Genomic DNA, 15512 nt, shown 5'->3' on the forward strand with positions numbered 1-15512 from the left:
TCTGGGGGTGTTAAAACAATGGAGACTAGATTGTTTCTGTCAGTAGACGTGCCGAAGGTGAATGTAACGCAGAAATGCCCCATTCCTTGCCAGTAACGTTCAATCTCACAAATCACAGTGAGGTGGTTTGACCTACTTCTTCTAATCAGCATAGTGTGTATGAAAGTGGGGTCTTACCAACTTAGCCAACTAGTTCGAATAGGCCGTCTTATTTCCATTTTTTAACCTACCGAAGAAACGTGTTCTCTGTTAGAGTCACCGTCAACTACGCTATTGAATAAAGACACCCACTGATCGCATGTAATTGATGGATTTTTATTCACCCTTAGAACTCATTTTAGGAATCCCTAGTGACTAACAACGAAATTTTACGTCGTATCCAACACGCGTTAAACCTTAAAAACGCACATATAATGAAAGCTTTCGGGCAGGCCGAAGTCACTGTGGCTCACGATAAAGTGGCAAACTGGTTAAAAGATGAAAGCGACAAATCTTGCGTTAAGATGAAGGATCAAGAGTTAGCGGTATTCTTAAATGGCTTTATTAACCTCAAGCGAGGAAAAAAAGACGGCGAGCAACCTAAGCCAGAAGTCGCGTTGACCAACAACATGATTCTCATGAAGCTGCGCATTGCGCTAGACATGAAAGCAGAAGATGTGTTGGACGTATTAGAAGTGATTGGTATTAGTTTAAGTAAATACGAAATTGGTGCGTATTTCCGCAAGCCAAACAACAAAAACTACAAACAGTGTGAAGACCAACTGCTGTGCGACTTCTTAAATGGTGTGCAGTTTACCAATCGTCCCGATTCTGAAGAGTTTACTGGGTAATTTTTATCTCGAATCGAACGTGGTAATTGATTAAAAAAGCGAGAACCATTCCATTTGGCCACTCGCTTTTATCATGTTAAAGACCGATATTAGAGCTTCACAATCACGTCTACTCTTTGTCTTTCTTCAGTAGATGCCTATCAAACCACGCTGAAATCTGGTCGGCTTTTAGAATCAAGACACACATCGACCCCTATGACCCTACCAAGCTAAAACCTTAAGCCAGTTAGGGGCCTCTATTCTGGTCAATCTATTCCGGACATCTTGTTGTGATTCACTAAAACTGGCCACGTATATAGAGTTTTTCCATACTTTTGGTCATGCGAACAGGGTCACGACTAACGCCATTTGTCATTACTGACGCCATTGGTAACACGAATTTGCCCCATTTCTTGTTTCTAAACCAAAAAAATAACCCCGTCATCCCCTTGATAAAGGGGATCTCATACAGCGTCCTGTGAGCGCAATTTACGCGACTTAGTCACTAATTTTCAATTAGCTACGCGCTTTAGGAGATCCTCACTTGCGTGAGGATGACGGCTATATGGTGAAAAAGGGGATCTCATACAGCGTCCTGTGAGCGCAATTTACGCGACTTAGTCACTAGTTTTCAATTAGCTACGCGCTTTATGAGATCCTCACTTGCGTGAGGATGACGGCATTCTGGGGGATGTTAAAAAAATGGAGACTAGATTGCTTCTGTCCAGAAATAAGTTATGCCATTTAGCGTACAGATTGCACAATTTGGTCACGCTACACAATTCGTTCTGTGAAGTCATCTAAGAGTTAGTGGACATAAATAAACAAAAGCCCCTGAATTGACTTCTGAGGCTTGATTTAACTCCTCTAATAGCTAAGCTAGCCAAGGACTTGCTGCTAGGTGAGCCTTCTCAAATTCATCAATAAGCGGCTTCATCGTTAAAGTTTCACCTATTGTATCTTGCCCTGACAGCAACGCTTCTTTTCTAAGTGGATCGATCTCAAACTGATACACTTTACCAGCCTGAGTGGTGATGGTTTGTTGTTGCAGATCTATCTCTATTTGATGGGACTCAGCACTTGCTACCGTTATACCGATCTCATCACGCTGCGTAGGGGAAAGAGAGATAAGTAAGACACCGTTGCGTTGGCAGTTATCAAAAAATATACCAGCAAAACTTGTACCCACAATTGCTCGGATGCCTAACTGCTGAATCCCCCAAACCGCATATTCTCGGCTGGAGCCACAACCGAAGTTGTCTCCAACCACCAAAAATTTCGAATCCTGCCAATCTTCTTGGTTTAGTATAAACTCCGGATTTGGCACACCTTCAGACAAGAAGCGCTGGTCATATAGTACGCCTTCAGCCAATCCAGCACGATCAATTCGCTTCAGAAACTGCTTAGGCATAATAACATCGGTATCGATGTTATGCGCCAGATAAGGAGCAGCGATTCCCGTCTCTTTAATAAACTTGTCCATTATTACCCCTTATTGCACTTCTCGAATATCAACAATTTTCCCTTCTATTGCTGCGGCCGCAACCATTGAAGGTCCCATTAGGTGCGTTCTGGCTCCCGCACCTTGTCTGCCCTCAAAATTACGGTTGGTGCTAGAAGCGCAGCGGTCTCCAGGTTTAAGAACATCATCATTCATTGCCAAGCACATTGAGCAACCTGACTGACGCCATTCAAAACCTGAATCGATCAAAATCTGGGCGATTCCCTCTTGTTCAGCTTGCTCACGCACAAGGGTTGAACCAGGAACAACAATGGCACGAACATGCTCTGCGACTTTTTTCCCCTTCACCACCTTAGCCACGCTGCGTAAGTCTTCGATTCGTGCGTTAGTACAAGAACCGATAAAGGCATGTGAGATTGAAAGATCTCGAATCGGTTGACTTGCCTCCAGCCCCATATATAGCAAAGAGCGCTGATCAGCCTCACTTGTCACTTCAATCGCTGGAATCAACTGAGAAATAGGTATCGCTTGATCAGGACTCGTCCCCCAACTCACCATAGGTTCTAAAGTACTCACATTAATCGCGATCTCAGCATCAAACACCGCATCAGGATCAGACTTTAAGGTACTCCAATGTGCTAGTGCAGATTGCCACAGCTCGCCCTTTGGTGCTCTTGGCTTGTTTTTTAGGTAGTCAAAAACTTGTTGGTCTGGTGGCATGTATGCCCCTCGCGCTCCTGCTTCAACTGCCATATTACAGATGGTCATTCGAGCTTCAACACTCAGTTTTTCAATGGCTTCGCCTACAAACTCTAATGCGTAACCAGTTGCACCTGATGCTCCAATTTTCCGTACCAACTCCATAACAATGTCTTTCGAAGTCACATGCTTTGCCAACTGACCATGAACAGTAACTCGCATTGTTTTTAGCTTTTTGTATATCAAGGCTTGGGTAGCAAGAAGGTGCTCAATTTCTGACGTCCCAATACCAAAACCAAATGCTCCAAATGCGCCATACGTCGTGGTATGGCTATCACCAGCGGCAATCACCATCCCGGGCAAAATCAGCCCCTGTTCAGGCATCACAACGTGCTCGATCCCTTGACGTTTATCAAGAATATCAAACAGCTCGATACCAAAATCCTGACAGTTTTCTCGAAAATATTCGACCTGAGCCTGACCACCTTCGTCAGGCATGGATTCATTTCGCTCAACAGAGGTTGGATTAACATGATCAACAACACCAAGATGAGTATTGGGCCTTGCAACTTGGCGCTCACTTTCGCGCAGGCCACTGAATGCCTGAGGGCTGGTGTATTCGTTAAGTACCTGCTTGTCAATGTAGAGTAAAACATGTCCCTCATCATCAAGACGACAGACAGTGTGAGAGTCAATAAGCTTGTCATAAAGCGTGCGTGGTTGAGTCATTATTGTAATTCTCGCATTTTTAGGTGAGAGAATTAGCTTATTAAATTATATTCGTGAATCAATGTGCTGGTTGTATTTCAATAAATCACGAATCGTGAATTAAGCCAGACTGCTGAAAATAGATTTGCAAGCTCTCGACACACGCTCGCAACTTAGCCGAGTGCGAAAGACGAGTTGGATAGATGGCCCAGACGTTGGCGCTTTGTGTATATTGAGGGAGCACCTGCACTAGCTCACCACGTTTAAGGTACTTTTCAACATCCCAATGAGAACGAAGGACAATCCCTCTACCATCTAAGGCCCATTGAAGTGCTATCTCACCACTGTTTGAGGATAATCTAGCTGGGATTTTTACCGTCATTTCATTGACGCCGTCACTCAAGTTCCATGTACCAAATGGGGTATTTCGCTCCTTGATAACCAAGCAGTCATGCTCCTCCAACTCTTCTAGGGTAGCTGGCTGGCCAAATTGTTCTAGATACGTGGGGCTTGCACATAAGATCCTTTGATTATCAAGTAATGGTTTACAGATATGCTGCTGAGGAAGGTCATTCCCCACACGGATCTCCAGGTCAAAGCCCTCTTGGATAAGTTCTACCGCTCGATCAAATACTTCAAGGCGAATCTCCAATTCTGGGAACCGCTCTGCTAACTGAGAGATCGCTTTTGAGATATGATTACGCCCAAAACCAAAGCTACAACAAATATTGAGCGTGCCACGTGCGGTCTGGCTTACTTTAGATAGGTCATCAATAAAGTTATCCATATCTTCAATGATCTGGGTAGCCCACCTCTGAGCGTGAATGCCATCTTCGGTTAACGCGATTTTGCGTGTTGAACGATGAAACAGCTTAGTACCAAGTGTTTTTTCGAGAATTTGAACCCGTTTACTAATGTAGGCTGGCGACTGACCGAGATCTTCAGCCGCGGCAACAAAGCTTTCTTTACGAATTATGGTTAAAAATACTCTTAAATCCTCAGGGAGAGGGAATTGTTTACGATTCGTGTTTGATAAAACCATAATTTACCTATTTATCCATACAATGGGTGTGCCTATAGTGGGCTTAATGTGCAATTGGATGGCAATTTATACAAACAATCTTAACGCCTAAATCCCAGCACAAACTAATGTGGAACAATTTGTTAGGAGTATACGGGTATGTTTTCCAGATACAAAGAGGCGACGCTTTTTGTCAATGGGGTTCACATAAAGTATCGCATTGGTGGGCAAGGTCCCGCTCTGCTTTTACTGCACGGACACCCTCAAACCCATTTTATTTGGCATAAAGTTGCTGACCAACTTGCCGAACATTTTACTGTTATCGCCGCTGATCTGCGTGGCTACGGTGATAGTGACAAACCAGAATCGGACCCAGACCATTTTACCTATTCAAAACGCATGATGGCACTAGATATGGTCGAGTTAATGGGGCAATTGGGTTTTAGCAAATTCTCAATTATCGCCCACGATAGAGGTGCAAGAGCCGCCCACCGATTAGCACTCGACCACCCACAACGGGTTGAGCGCATGATGCTGCTCGACATCGCACCGACACTCTCTATGTACCAACAAACTAACCAACAGTTCGCTCGCGCATACTGGCACTGGTTCTTCCTAATTCGCCCAGCACCACTTCCAGAAAGCTTGATTGAGTCTGATCCTGATCTTTACCTGAAGAGTGTTATTGGTGCTCGTAGCTCTGGCATGGGCCCCTTTACAGACGAAGCGGTCGCTGAATATGAACGCTGTCTGAAACTAAAAGGCTCAGCGAGAGGCATTTGTGAAGACTACCGTGCAGCCGCAACCATCGATTTGGAGCATGACCAGCAAGATATTGATGCAAGGAATAAGATCACTTGCCCATTGCGAGTTTATTGGGGAGAGACCGGTACAGTAGGCAAAGTTTTTGATGTTATTGAAGAGTGGAAACAAGTGGCAACCAATGTTGGTGGCAACGCGCTACCATCTGGTCACTATATTCCTGAGGATGTGCCAGAGCGGCTATTGGCTGAAATTGAACTCTTCTTTATGGAGGAATACGCATGATTTATATGCATCTACTGTTGCTCGTCGCTACTGTAGTACTCGCTGCGCGACTTGGTGGCATCGGCGTGGGCCTTGCTGGTGGCGTGGGTATGTCAATTGCGGTGTTTGGCTTTGGTCTAGAACCAGGAAAAATGCCTATTTCAGTACTCTTGATTATTCTTTCGGTGATCTTAGCTCTTGCCGTTATGCAGAGAGCTGGTGGCTTAGACTATATGGTTAAAGTAGCAGAGCGCCTACTACGCAATAATCCGAAATATATCAATGTGCTTGCTCCATTAACAACTTTTGTCCTAACCGTTTTATCTGGCACTCAGTACACGACTCTTTCTATTCTTAACGTTATCCAGCAAGTGGCGAAATCGACCAACGTAAGACCAAGCCAGCCACTCACGGCCTCCGTTGTCGCTTGCCAAGTTGCTATTACTGCATCGCCAATCTCTGCGGCAACAGCAGCAATGTGGGTGGTGGTTGAACAGATGGGCGTAAGTTTTGGCTCTGTGCTTGCGGTTATCATTCCTACAGGTTTTGTAGCGGCGTGCGTGGCAACGTTTGTGGCGGTTAGACAGGGCTGCGACCTTCTGGATGATCCTATCTACAAGGCGCGACTGGAAAGTGGACAGCTCGAGCAAGTTCAGTTAAGTGAGGACAAAACACCAGATGCTCCCGAGGCAAAACGTTCTGTGCTTATCTTCCTCGCATCGGTTGTCTTCATCGTTATAATGCTGATGTTCAAAAAGGTCATTGGACATGGTCTTGGTTCTCGAGATCTCATTGTTATCACCATGTTCGTATCAGCACTTATTACAGCGTTTGCATGTAAAGTTGATCTGAAAACGATTAAGAAGGCCAGTGTTCTCGCGGATGGTGCTGAGTCTTTGATAGTGATTTTAGGTATTGCATGGCTTAGCGGAACTGTGATCGGAGCTCATATCCCAGAGATTAAAGCTCAAGCAGGAATTTGGTTAGAAGCTTACCCAATGCTGCTCGCATTAATTTTCTGGATAACTAGTGCAGCACTGTTTAGTCACGGTGCGACAAGTGCTCTACTCATTCCTATTGCGGGGAGTATGGGCATTTCACCCGAATTTATCGTCGGAAGCTTCGTAGCAATGAGTGCGATGTATATTACCAACATCTACCCGACTTCAGCTTTCGCTATCTCCACGGACGACACGGGGTCATATGAAAGCAAGCGTTGGAATGGCTCTAGGTTCTTTAATCACCCATTCATTCTTCCTGGTATCTCAGGGATTCTGGTCGCTGTTCCATTTGGCTTTATGCTAGCAAGTATCTTTATTGCAAGCTAACGTTTATAGCGCCATTAGTTTAGCGGCTCAAGCGAAGCTCGTTTGAGCCCTTTTCTAATACATTGCCCTTACCTAGCTATAGCAATACCTGCCAGGAACTGTTTTTTGCGCAATTCCATGCCTGAGCTTTATTCGATGTACTGCGTTTCAGGCATATGCAGACATCAGGAAAAGCGTCCATTCATACACTGTTATTGTGAAGTCAGGCTTTATATCGCCCCTGCTATTTGCTTGAAACTCCTCACTTGATCACGTCAAACAAACCCCGTGCAAGCTAACCTTTAGTCATTACTGAAAATTATTTGGTTAAAGATGTGATTGCACATATTGATTCAAATATCTAGAAAGCAAGGAAGGGTTATGCATCAATCAGAAAAGTTCTGGAATAAAATTGCTGAAAAGTACTCTCGCACCCCCGTCAGTGACGAAGCAAGTTACCAAAAGAAGCTTTCGGAAACTCAGGCTTACTTTTCTCCCGATATGAACGTACTTGAGTTTGGATGCGGCACCGGTACTACAGCTGTCCATCATGCTCCCTATGTCCATCACATTGATGCGATCGATATTGCTGAGAACATGCTTGAAATTGGACGAAGCAGAGCCAGGGACGCTGATATTCACAACATTACTTTCCATCAAGGGACTCTAGAACAATTCAATGCGGACACGGCGAGTTTGGATGCGGTATTGGGACTCAACATCCTTCATTTACTTCCGGATAGACATTCAGCTATATCGGAGATCGCACGGATATTGAAGCCTGGTGGCATTTTTGTAAGTAGTACTGTCTGTTTAAGCAATTCTTACCTTCGCTTGATCAAATGGCTAGCCCCCATAGGAAAACTGATGGGGTTAATGCCTGATGTATACGTGATAAGTGAAAAAGGCTTAGTCAACGAGTTGGTTCAAGCAGGCTTTAGCATTGAACGCCAGTGGCATCACGGCTCGAAGAATATTGGTGTGTTTATCATTGCGAAAAAGGTAGCGTAAATGGTAACGAGGATTGCAACCACCTGTAATTAGCCCAGAGAGGTGCTATCTGGCAACCTCTCTGGGCTATAAGTATTAAGCGTCTGATTTCCCGACCTTACGATGTCCTTCTTGTAAGTGAACAAAGTCGACCAAGTCGTCACCTGAAACCTGATAAGCCTGACCGAAACCTTTAACAAAGAGACCCCGTTCTGCCTTTAGGTTGAACAGAATAAAGTCCTGGAGCTGACTCAAGCCATCAATGATCTCACCAAAACGTTCCTGCATTTGAGCGATGATCTGATGCCATAGGTCTGAGTCACGTTCTACAGTGGTGGCAACTGCATCAAACGTTAAACGCTTTCTTGCAAATAGTTGTTTGCTCTCCGTCTCATCCTCTATCATCATCAACGAAACGTGTGGGTTGCTCTCAAGGTTACGCGCGTGGCGAGCTATCTGTGAGATTAAAACGAAATAGCCTTCCTGATTCTGAACGAACGGGGCATAACTGACATTTGGGCGCCCCTCTTCATCGACCGTAGCTAACTGAATCGTTTTGCGGTTCTGACGGAACTCTTTTATTTCTGGCCCCAATCGTCCCTGCAAACGTTCTTGCTTAACTTGTTGATTCACTTAGATTCCCTCACTTTCTCTAATAATTATATACTCAAGTAACCTCAAGATGCGTGTTCAGAGAGCATTTTCTTCAGAGCGTTAAAACGCTCGACCTGCTCAGGGTAAAGTGCTCGCTTTCTATCCCGACCCAGATAAATCTTGAACACATTGTGACCAGTTTCATCAAAAAAGCCGAAATAGTGACTCTCACTTCCCATAAATGGTTTGCTTACTAATGCGACTTTAGCAATAAGGTCAAGTCGCAAATGCCCGTGCAACTCACCCTCTCTGCCCATTAGATTGTAGTAACCTCGAGCTAGCTTCCCTTTTGGAAATGGCGCTTTTACCTCGAAAATGGAACCGAATGAGTGAACAATAGTTGTCACCGGGCCCCAGTTGGTTAAGTCTTCTAGCAGTTCTTGTGCTACTTGGCCTTCAACAATGACCGCCATATCATCAGGCAATGCGCATACTACCTCGCATTCACTTACTGAAAGTTTGTCGGCAATCGCTGCAGGCAAAAGTGTCGGCTCCTGCTCCAATATCTCGGCGACCTGTTGTTTTAAGTTCTTTGACATGATTAATTCCATCTCTGTTTATATTTATCACTGTACGCTCGATAAATCTGATAACGATTTATCTGGCCACCTTAGCAAAGCTTTTGTTGTCCGAATGTTGGCTTTTATGACTATGCATGACATTGGGTTTATTCAACGTATTCATTGCCTCGATAGCGCTTTGAGCAAGTGTGACCACCCAAAAACTGCCTGCGAGTGTTAATACTAGATAGTCACGTTCAAGTTCCACCAAACCTCGACTCTGCCAGACCTGAAAAAGTGGAGTAAGCAAATCGAACGTATCGCTGCCTTTAAATGCTGGTAATTCACTGCGCCTTACTACACCGCTGTCAAAACCTACTTTCAGTGCAGCATTAATAAACTCGTTTGGGCCTTGTTTAACCATCATTGCCACCGTAGAGTCTCCATTCTTAATGGCTGTCATATAAGTCTCGAGCGAGCGATGGTGCATTAACCCATAACCACCGATATTACCGCCAGCGCCACACCCAATAGGAAGGACTTCAGCATAGGTTTTTGCCAGACTGTTGTACTGGCTGCGTTCACGATTATCCCTGGCCCAGTGATTTACACTCAATTGCTTGATGTGATGCTTGCGCATAAAGTTCACACCAAACTCATACATACTGGCCTTGTCCGGAGTCGTCGCCGGCGGCGGGATACGCCCTTTTTCAACCATGTTCAGCATGGGAGCGGTACCGCCGACAACCAACTGATAAAGATCGACGCCATGCGCCCCCGTTGCCATAAAGTCACTCAGATCTTGCTCAAAGACTTCCAGCGTTTGATAGGGAAGCCCATAGAGTAAGTCGATAATAATGGGCGCCTCATCAGTGGCACTTAAACTTGCTACGCGTTCAAGAACCACTTCTCTGTCGTCCAGGCGTTTGGCGCTGCGACGAACCTGGGTATTGAAACTCTGAACCCCGAATGAAAAGCGGTTAAACCCACCCGCCAGCGCCTTCTCAAACATCTCGTCAGTAAAACGGTTGGTTCGGCCCTCCAGAGTGATCTCACAATCCGTAGAAAGTGGGAAAGAGCCATGAATAGCATTGCCTAAACGCTCGACTTGGTCAGGAGACAGATCCGTCGGTGTTCCCCCTCCAATATATACCGCATGAAACAACCCAGATTGTGTCCATTCGAGTTGCGACTTGAGTTTAATCTCAAGCAACAAAGCCTCGAAATAGTCATCAACTAGCTTCCGACTAGCGGCATTTTGGAAGAAATTGCAAAACGTACATCGGACACGGCAAAACGGTATGTGGATATAGAGACAGCGCTTGTGTGATTTAGCTACCGCGTTGGAAGTTATCTGTTGAAACACTTTTGCACGGTCTTCGCTCTTAACCGGTTCAGACATCCCCCCTGCGTGAGGAGACGATTTCTTATTAAAGGCGAAACGCAGAGGATCCGGTGTCGAAATACCAAAATGAGAATCGTTTAATTGATTCAGGTCTATTTTCATATTTACTCTCAGGAGTGAAAAACACCCCATTTTTAAAAGGCTTAAACAAAACTCAGCCGATCATAATTTGAGTTAAATGATAATGCAATTGATAATTGATCTTATTTGCATTGCAGGGCATAATCTTCCTCGTTCATAACTATAAAGGATAAACTGAGGTTCACCTTGAACATGACCAGATACGTCGTGGCCGGCGCGATTTCTGTCGCCCTACACCTGAGCTTTATGTTGTTCCAAAAGGAGCAGCAGGTATTTGCTATGCCCTCAGGGAGTACTTCTCAAATGGTATCGCTCAATTTTGTAGCTCAGCGAGAGGCGATTGAATCTGAGCCTCAAACAAACCATAGCCGCCCAGCCAAACAGACTAAAACAAAAGAAAGCGCAACTTATAACCAGAACAGCCCGAGCTCCCCAAAGCAGACAACTGAGGCTTTAAAGCAGGCAACACAAAAAACATCCCCGCTTAAGAAAGCGCTCAAAAACGTTGAGCCGACACCAAATCAGACTGATAAAAAAAAGTCTGAACAAAGCGATGAGGTCAGCAAAAACGAGTCCGCAGCCACCAGAGATGCAAGTCAACCAGCAGTCAATAGTGGGGTAAATCATCAGCCTATCCTGCTCGAACAACCTTCGTTCTTAACCAAACCAGTACAACCGAAATACCCGCGTATTGCGCGTAAAAGAGGGATCGAAGGCGTCGCGACTTACGAGATCTGGTTAGATGAACAAGGACAACAAGTGAAACAGGTCCTTATTTCATCATCGGGCGCTACCATTCTGGATAGGTCCGCGCTTGAAGCTATCAAAGAGTGGCAATTTTCCGCTCACATCGTCAACGGTGTCGCGATGGCGCATCGTATTCACATTCCTGTTCGTTTTAAATTGGATTAATCATGGAACAATTGCATTACCTTGAACAGCAGCTTGGTCTTATGGCCTGGCCTCTCATCATCTGCTCTGCTTTAACGGCATTGATCATTATTGAACGTCTCTTTCAAATAGCCACTAGTACGGGTATCGGAAAGCGTGCCATTCAGCGGGAGCTCAACAGCACGTCAGCCACAAACGAAAAACAAATAGAGAGTCTGGCTAAAGAGTTGTCCGGTAAACGGCCCCTGCTTTACAAAGGGGTAGCCATGTTGCTTGCCCACCATTCGTTTGCCAAATCACTGCGTGAAGATGCAGCGGCTATATGGCTACAGAGCAAGCGGAACCAGCTGCATTCGGGTTTGAGAGTCTTGGGGCTAATCGGCGCCATCAGTCCATTAATTGGCTTGCTTGGCACGGTGCTCGGACTCATTGAGATGTTTAAAGGCATTGCCCTGACATCCGGTAACGTCACCCCCAATGATTTGGCCGATGGGCTGGGTTTGGCGATGAGAACAACTGCGGCGGGACTTATTATTGCCCTACCCGCAATTGCAGGTGCGCAGCTCATTGGAATATGGGCAGACCGAGTGATCGCCAAGCTCGAGCATACTCTTAACTATGTCAACCTATGGCTGGAAGGTGTAGAAATGCCGCACTCTGATAACGATCCAGTCCTGGTAGACAACATCGACAAATTGCCAGTGGTTTCCGCTCATGATTAACATCCGCCAGACAGAGAAGAGCGGCACTCTTTATCCCGATCTGACTCCGTTATTGGACATCATCTTTATCGTTATGGTGTTTTTGATGCTAACGGCATCGGTTCGTCTGGACTCACTTCAGGTCGATCTCCCAGTTGCGGACTCGGCAGCGGCCTCTGAAGTCAATGTCCAGTCCATCACGGTTAACATCTTAGCGAAATCGCCTTACTGGGCTATCGACGGACAACAGTACATCGATTGGGAAAACTTTACCCTGGCGCTCCTTGAGCTATCTAGTTCAAGTAAACGTCCGATCATTATCGGAGCAGAAAAAACCGCCGACGTTCAGCATTTGGTGCAACTTCTGGCCTTCATGCAGGATAACGGCATTCCAGCCACACAACTACTGACGGAACAACCACCTAACTGACAAGGATCAAATTAAATGAACGCTATAAAAAGAAAAATCATCGCTGCCGGTACCCTTGCATTATCCATTGTTTCCCATGCCTTTGCAGATAACTCACAAAGAATTGTCAGCGCGGGCGCGTCAGTGACAGAACTGATTTATGCATTTGATGCTCAGTCCCAACTCGTGGGAGTTGATGCCACCAGCATTACGCCAAAAAACGCCTCGATACCTAAGGTCGGTTATCATAGAGCCCTCTCCGCCGAAGGCTTGCTTACCTTAGCACCAACCCTTATTGTCGGCTCAATGGAAATGGGCCCACAACCCACTCTAGAGCAGCTGCGTCGCGTCGGTGTCACGGTAGAAATTGTCGATACTGCCCCCACCATAGAAGGCTTGAAAACGCGCATCAATCAAATAGCCGCACTCACAAGCAGTGAGGAAAAAGTGGCTAAGCTTAATAAGCAGGTCGATCATCAGGTCGCGGCACTCACCAAAAATCAACCAGACCCTTCTAAGGCGAAAAAGGTTCTGTTTCTCTTAATACATGAAGGGCGTCCTGCCAACGTGGCGGGTAGCAACACCACGCCCAATGCGATCATAGAGCTTGCTGGCGGAGTCAATCCCGCAGCAAGCAAAATCAACTCATACCGACCTCTTTCCACTGAGGCGATGATTGAAATGCAACCTGATGTCATTTTGGTCAGCGGACGCAGCTACGCCAAGTTAGGGGGTACAGATGCTGTACTGAAAGCACTTCCTGCTCTGACAGCAACACCTGCGGGAATAAATGGCAATATCGTGACAATCGATGGTTACGCGCTGGTCGGCGGTCTGGGTCTAAAAAGCCTGGCAGAAGCAAAACGAATTAATGCTTTGCTTTATCCATAATACTCCACCTGTAGAGGGTCTGAGGCCCTCTGTTTATCTGCTATAGAAATTCACTATCTATGTTAAGACACCTTTCAAATAAAATTGTTTTCTCCAGTTTTTCTATCTTTCTGTTTGTATTGGCTATTTATTCTATCACTGTCGGTCCAATGGAGATTACATTCAAAGACAGCATCGCGGCACTGACGAGCCGTCACAATACACTTGCACCTCACATAAACCTTGTAATACAGGACATCCGTTTACCAAGAACTCTGCTATGCATTTTTGTTGGTGCAATATTAGCGCTCTGTGGAACAGTGATGCAGGGACTGTTTCGTAATCCTCTCGCAGAGCCCGGTATCATTGGAGTTTCAGCCGGCGCTGCTTTAGGAGCAGCCTTTGCGATCGTCGGGTTTGCTTCATTGGGAATCGAGTTCCCCAACTTCTTGTCACTGGCACTGGTACCGGTGTTTGCCTTTTTGGGTGGAGCCCTAACGACAGTCCTCGTCTATAAACTTGGTACTAGCAAGTTCGGCACATCTGTCACCATTATGTTGCTGGCGGGCGTTGCCATCAGCGCGTTATCCGGTGCAGGGATTGGATTTCTCAATTACATAGCCGACGATCAAATGCTCAGAGATTTGTCTTTGTGGTCTATGGGCTCTTTAGCTGGAGCAAGTTGGGGCAAAATCGTGCTGTCCGGGGGGACGCTTATCCTTTTACTTGGTTATTTCAGCCAAAAAGCCATGTCTCTGAATGCCTTGTTACTTGGTGAATCAGAAGCGAAACATTTAGGTATTCCGGTTCAGAAGCTGAAACGTCAGTTGATTTTACTAAGTGCGCTCGGTGTCGGTATCACTGTAAGTGTTGCCGGAATGATTGGTTTTATCGGCTTGGTCATCCCACATCTGGGTCGCATGCTTGCGGGCCCCGATCATCGAACACTACTGCCGCTGTCTGCGCTTCTCGGAGCGTTGCTTATGACCGCTGCAGATATGTTTGCGCGCATCGCAGTCGCACCAGCCGAACTCCCGGTCGGTATTGTTACAGCGATGATTGGCGCTCCCTTCTTTTTGTACTTGTTGTTCCAGCAGAAAGGAAAAATTCTATGACCTACTTGAATGCCCAACACTCCCGATCTCCAATGAATACAGCGTACACATCAAACAATGTCGCCATCAGCGCCAGAGGAATTAGAGTTAGTTTTGGCCATCGTAGAATCCTCGACGATATCAACCTTGATATTAAGTCTGGACAGGTAACAAGTTTGCTAGGACCAAACGGCGCTGGCAAGAGCACGTTACTCAAACTACTCAGCGGTGAAATCGAATCAGACGCTCACGTGAGCTATTTTGATATTGACCGTGAAGAGTGGGAACCACAGCAACTGGCACGCCATTTGGGCTTTTTACCTCAACACAGCACCTTGTCGTTTCCATTTTTGGCCTGTGAAGTTGTCGAACTCGGTGCGATACCTCTTGAGTTGCCAAATCGTGAAACCAAGGAACTCGCGCTTGCATCCATGGAACAGGCTGACGTTGCTCACCTCGCACAGCGCCCCTACCCGTCATTATCGGGAGGAGAAAAGCAACGCGTTCACCTTGCCCGCGTACTGACGCAACTCTATCTTGCCGGGGACAAAAAGATATTAATGCTCGACGAACCAACGTCTGCGCTCGATCTCGCTCATCAGCACAATACGCTATCTATCGCACGAGCATTGGCAGATGACCATAATACGGCTGTGATCGTTGTACTGCACGACCTTAACTTAGCATCCCAATATTCGGACCGTATTGCGATTTTAAGTGAGGGGAAATTGGTGGCAGACGGTACACCCAAGATGGCCATCAACAGTGACCTGATAGAAAAAGTCTATGGCTATAAAACACTTATCTCAGAACATCCGGAAAGAGGGTTTCCCATGGTTCTGCCTAAGTGACATTTCCGTCCACGCAAATCAAGGAAACCGCTTG

General features: G+C 46.0%; 16 protein-coding genes. 10 read left to right on the forward strand and 6 right to left on the reverse strand.

Annotated features, from left to right (window positions below; all coding sequences use genetic code 11):
* The first annotated feature begins 350 nt into the window (after nucleotides 1–350).
* Nucleotides 351–830, forward strand: coding sequence for a YehS family protein (locus tag C4S60_RS05210; RefSeq protein WP_103879283.1), 480 nt, complete (start codon nucleotides 351–353; stop codon nucleotides 828–830).
* Nucleotides 831–1683: 853 nt separating this feature from the next.
* Here the strand turns inward: C4S60_RS05210 and leuD are convergent.
* The 3 genes from leuD to C4S60_RS05225 form a co-directional block, all read right to left on the reverse strand.
* Nucleotides 1684–2292, reverse strand: coding sequence for a 3-isopropylmalate dehydratase small subunit (leuD, locus tag C4S60_RS05215; RefSeq protein WP_103879284.1), 609 nt, complete (start codon nucleotides 2290–2292; stop codon nucleotides 1684–1686).
* Between the two features lie 9 nt (nucleotides 2293–2301).
* Nucleotides 2302–3699 carry a 3-isopropylmalate dehydratase large subunit gene (leuC, locus tag C4S60_RS05220; protein ID WP_103879285.1) on the reverse strand — a complete coding sequence of 466 codons (1398 nt, stop codon included), beginning with the start codon at nucleotides 3697–3699 and terminating at the stop codon, nucleotides 2302–2304.
* 85 nt (nucleotides 3700–3784) lie between these two features.
* Nucleotides 3785–4720 (reverse strand): LysR substrate-binding domain-containing protein, encoded by a 936-nt coding sequence (locus tag C4S60_RS05225; protein WP_103879286.1) that lies wholly within the window; start codon nucleotides 4718–4720, stop codon nucleotides 3785–3787.
* 138 nt (nucleotides 4721–4858) lie between these two features.
* Here C4S60_RS05225 and C4S60_RS05230 point away from each other — a divergent pair, with 138 nt between their 5' ends.
* The 3 genes from C4S60_RS05230 (at nucleotide 4859) to C4S60_RS05240 (ending at nucleotide 8043) form a co-directional block, all read left to right on the forward strand.
* Nucleotides 4859–5746 (forward strand): alpha/beta fold hydrolase, encoded by an 888-nt coding sequence (locus C4S60_RS05230; protein WP_103879287.1) that lies wholly within the window; start codon nucleotides 4859–4861, stop codon nucleotides 5744–5746.
* On the forward strand, nucleotides 5743–7053 hold the full coding sequence (locus C4S60_RS05235; protein WP_103879288.1) for an anaerobic C4-dicarboxylate transporter family protein: 1311 nt from the start codon (nucleotides 5743–5745) through the stop codon (nucleotides 7051–7053). The genes C4S60_RS05230 and C4S60_RS05235 overlap by 4 nt, the downstream gene beginning before the upstream one ends.
* Nucleotides 7054–7413: 360 nt before the next feature.
* Nucleotides 7414–8043, forward strand: a complete 630-nt coding sequence (locus tag C4S60_RS05240; RefSeq protein ID WP_103879289.1) for a class I SAM-dependent methyltransferase — start codon at nucleotides 7414–7416, stop codon at nucleotides 8041–8043.
* 75 nt (nucleotides 8044–8118) lie between these two features.
* Here C4S60_RS05240 and hutZ read toward each other — a convergent pair whose 3' ends face one another.
* Genes hutZ through hutW form a run of 3 tightly spaced genes read right to left on the reverse strand, consistent with a single transcriptional unit; the run spans nucleotide 8119 to nucleotide 10683 of the window.
* Nucleotides 8119–8655 carry a heme utilization protein HutZ gene (gene hutZ, locus C4S60_RS05245; protein WP_103879290.1) on the reverse strand — a complete coding sequence of 179 codons (537 nt, stop codon included), beginning with the start codon at nucleotides 8653–8655 and terminating at the stop codon, nucleotides 8119–8121.
* 44 nt (nucleotides 8656–8699) lie between these two features.
* A complete protein-coding gene (gene hutX, locus C4S60_RS05250) occupies nucleotides 8700–9215 on the reverse strand; it encodes a heme utilization cystosolic carrier protein HutX (protein WP_103879291.1) in 516 nt (171 codons plus the stop codon).
* 58 nt (nucleotides 9216–9273) lie between these two features.
* Nucleotides 9274–10683, reverse strand: a complete 1410-nt coding sequence (gene hutW / locus C4S60_RS05255; protein WP_103879292.1) for a heme anaerobic degradation radical SAM methyltransferase ChuW/HutW — start codon at nucleotides 10681–10683, stop codon at nucleotides 9274–9276.
* Between the two features lie 171 nt (nucleotides 10684–10854).
* Here hutW and C4S60_RS05260 point away from each other — a divergent pair, with 171 nt between their 5' ends.
* Genes C4S60_RS05260 through C4S60_RS05285 form a run of 6 tightly spaced genes read left to right on the forward strand, consistent with a single transcriptional unit; the run spans nucleotide 10855 to nucleotide 15478 of the window.
* Entirely contained in the window at nucleotides 10855–11574 is a 720-nt protein-coding gene (locus C4S60_RS05260) for an energy transducer TonB (protein WP_103879293.1), read from the forward strand.
* Between the two features lie 2 nt (nucleotides 11575–11576).
* A complete protein-coding gene (locus C4S60_RS05265; protein ID WP_103879294.1) occupies nucleotides 11577–12275 on the forward strand; it encodes a MotA/TolQ/ExbB proton channel family protein in 699 nt (232 codons plus the stop codon).
* On the forward strand, nucleotides 12268–12684 hold the full coding sequence (locus C4S60_RS05270) for an ExbD/TolR family protein (protein ID WP_103879295.1): 417 nt from the start codon (nucleotides 12268–12270) through the stop codon (nucleotides 12682–12684). Before C4S60_RS05265 ends, C4S60_RS05270 begins: the two co-directional genes overlap by 8 nt.
* A gap of 15 nt (nucleotides 12685–12699) precedes the next feature.
* Nucleotides 12700–13554: a heme/hemin ABC transporter substrate-binding protein gene (locus C4S60_RS05275; protein ID WP_103879296.1), complete on the forward strand. Its 855-nt coding sequence runs from the start codon at nucleotides 12700–12702 to the stop codon at nucleotides 13552–13554.
* A gap of 59 nt (nucleotides 13555–13613) precedes the next feature.
* The gene (locus C4S60_RS05280) at nucleotides 13614–14648 is read left to right on the forward strand and encodes a FecCD family ABC transporter permease (RefSeq protein WP_103879297.1); all 1035 of its coding nucleotides are present in this window, start codon (nucleotides 13614–13616) and stop codon (nucleotides 14646–14648) included.
* Nucleotides 14645–15478 (forward strand): heme ABC transporter ATP-binding protein, encoded by an 834-nt coding sequence (locus tag C4S60_RS05285; RefSeq protein WP_103879298.1) that lies wholly within the window; start codon nucleotides 14645–14647, stop codon nucleotides 15476–15478. The genes C4S60_RS05280 and C4S60_RS05285 overlap by 4 nt, the downstream gene beginning before the upstream one ends.
* The last annotated feature ends 34 nt before the right edge of the window (nucleotides 15479–15512 follow it).

The organism is Vibrio hangzhouensis, from assembly GCF_900107935.1.
Lineage (GTDB): Bacteria > Pseudomonadota > Gammaproteobacteria > Enterobacterales > Vibrionaceae > Vibrio > Vibrio hangzhouensis.

What these genes read in the sequence shown, in the direction of transcription:
- C4S60_RS05265 (WP_103879294.1), top strand. Translation starts at nt 11,577, where the DNA reads ATGGAACAATTGCATTACCTTGAACAGCAGCTTGGTCTTATGGCCTGG.
- C4S60_RS05235 (WP_103879288.1), top strand. Translation starts at nt 5,743, where the DNA reads ATGATTTATATGCATCTACTGTTGCTCGTCGCTACTGTAGTACTCGCT.
- hutX (WP_103879291.1), bottom strand. Translation starts at nt 9,215, where the DNA reads ATGTCAAAGAACTTAAAACAACAGGTCGCCGAGATATTGGAGCAGGAG.
- C4S60_RS05280 (WP_103879297.1), top strand. Translation starts at nt 13,614, where the DNA reads ATGTTAAGACACCTTTCAAATAAAATTGTTTTCTCCAGTTTTTCTATC.
- C4S60_RS05275 (WP_103879296.1), top strand. Translation starts at nt 12,700, where the DNA reads ATGAACGCTATAAAAAGAAAAATCATCGCTGCCGGTACCCTTGCATTA.
- hutW (WP_103879292.1), bottom strand. Translation starts at nt 10,683, where the DNA reads ATGAAAATAGACCTGAATCAATTAAACGATTCTCATTTTGGTATTTCG.
- leuC (WP_103879285.1), bottom strand. Translation starts at nt 3,699, where the DNA reads ATGACTCAACCACGCACGCTTTATGACAAGCTTATTGACTCTCACACT.
- C4S60_RS05230 (WP_103879287.1), top strand. Translation starts at nt 4,859, where the DNA reads ATGTTTTCCAGATACAAAGAGGCGACGCTTTTTGTCAATGGGGTTCAC.
- C4S60_RS05260 (WP_103879293.1), top strand. Translation starts at nt 10,855, where the DNA reads ATGACCAGATACGTCGTGGCCGGCGCGATTTCTGTCGCCCTACACCTG.
- C4S60_RS05225 (WP_103879286.1), bottom strand. Translation starts at nt 4,720, where the DNA reads ATGGTTTTATCAAACACGAATCGTAAACAATTCCCTCTCCCTGAGGAT.
- C4S60_RS05270 (WP_103879295.1), top strand. Translation starts at nt 12,268, where the DNA reads ATGATTAACATCCGCCAGACAGAGAAGAGCGGCACTCTTTATCCCGAT.
- C4S60_RS05240 (WP_103879289.1), top strand. Translation starts at nt 7,414, where the DNA reads ATGCATCAATCAGAAAAGTTCTGGAATAAAATTGCTGAAAAGTACTCT.
- C4S60_RS05285 (WP_103879298.1), top strand. Translation starts at nt 14,645, where the DNA reads ATGACCTACTTGAATGCCCAACACTCCCGATCTCCAATGAATACAGCG.
- leuD (WP_103879284.1), bottom strand. Translation starts at nt 2,292, where the DNA reads ATGGACAAGTTTATTAAAGAGACGGGAATCGCTGCTCCTTATCTGGCG.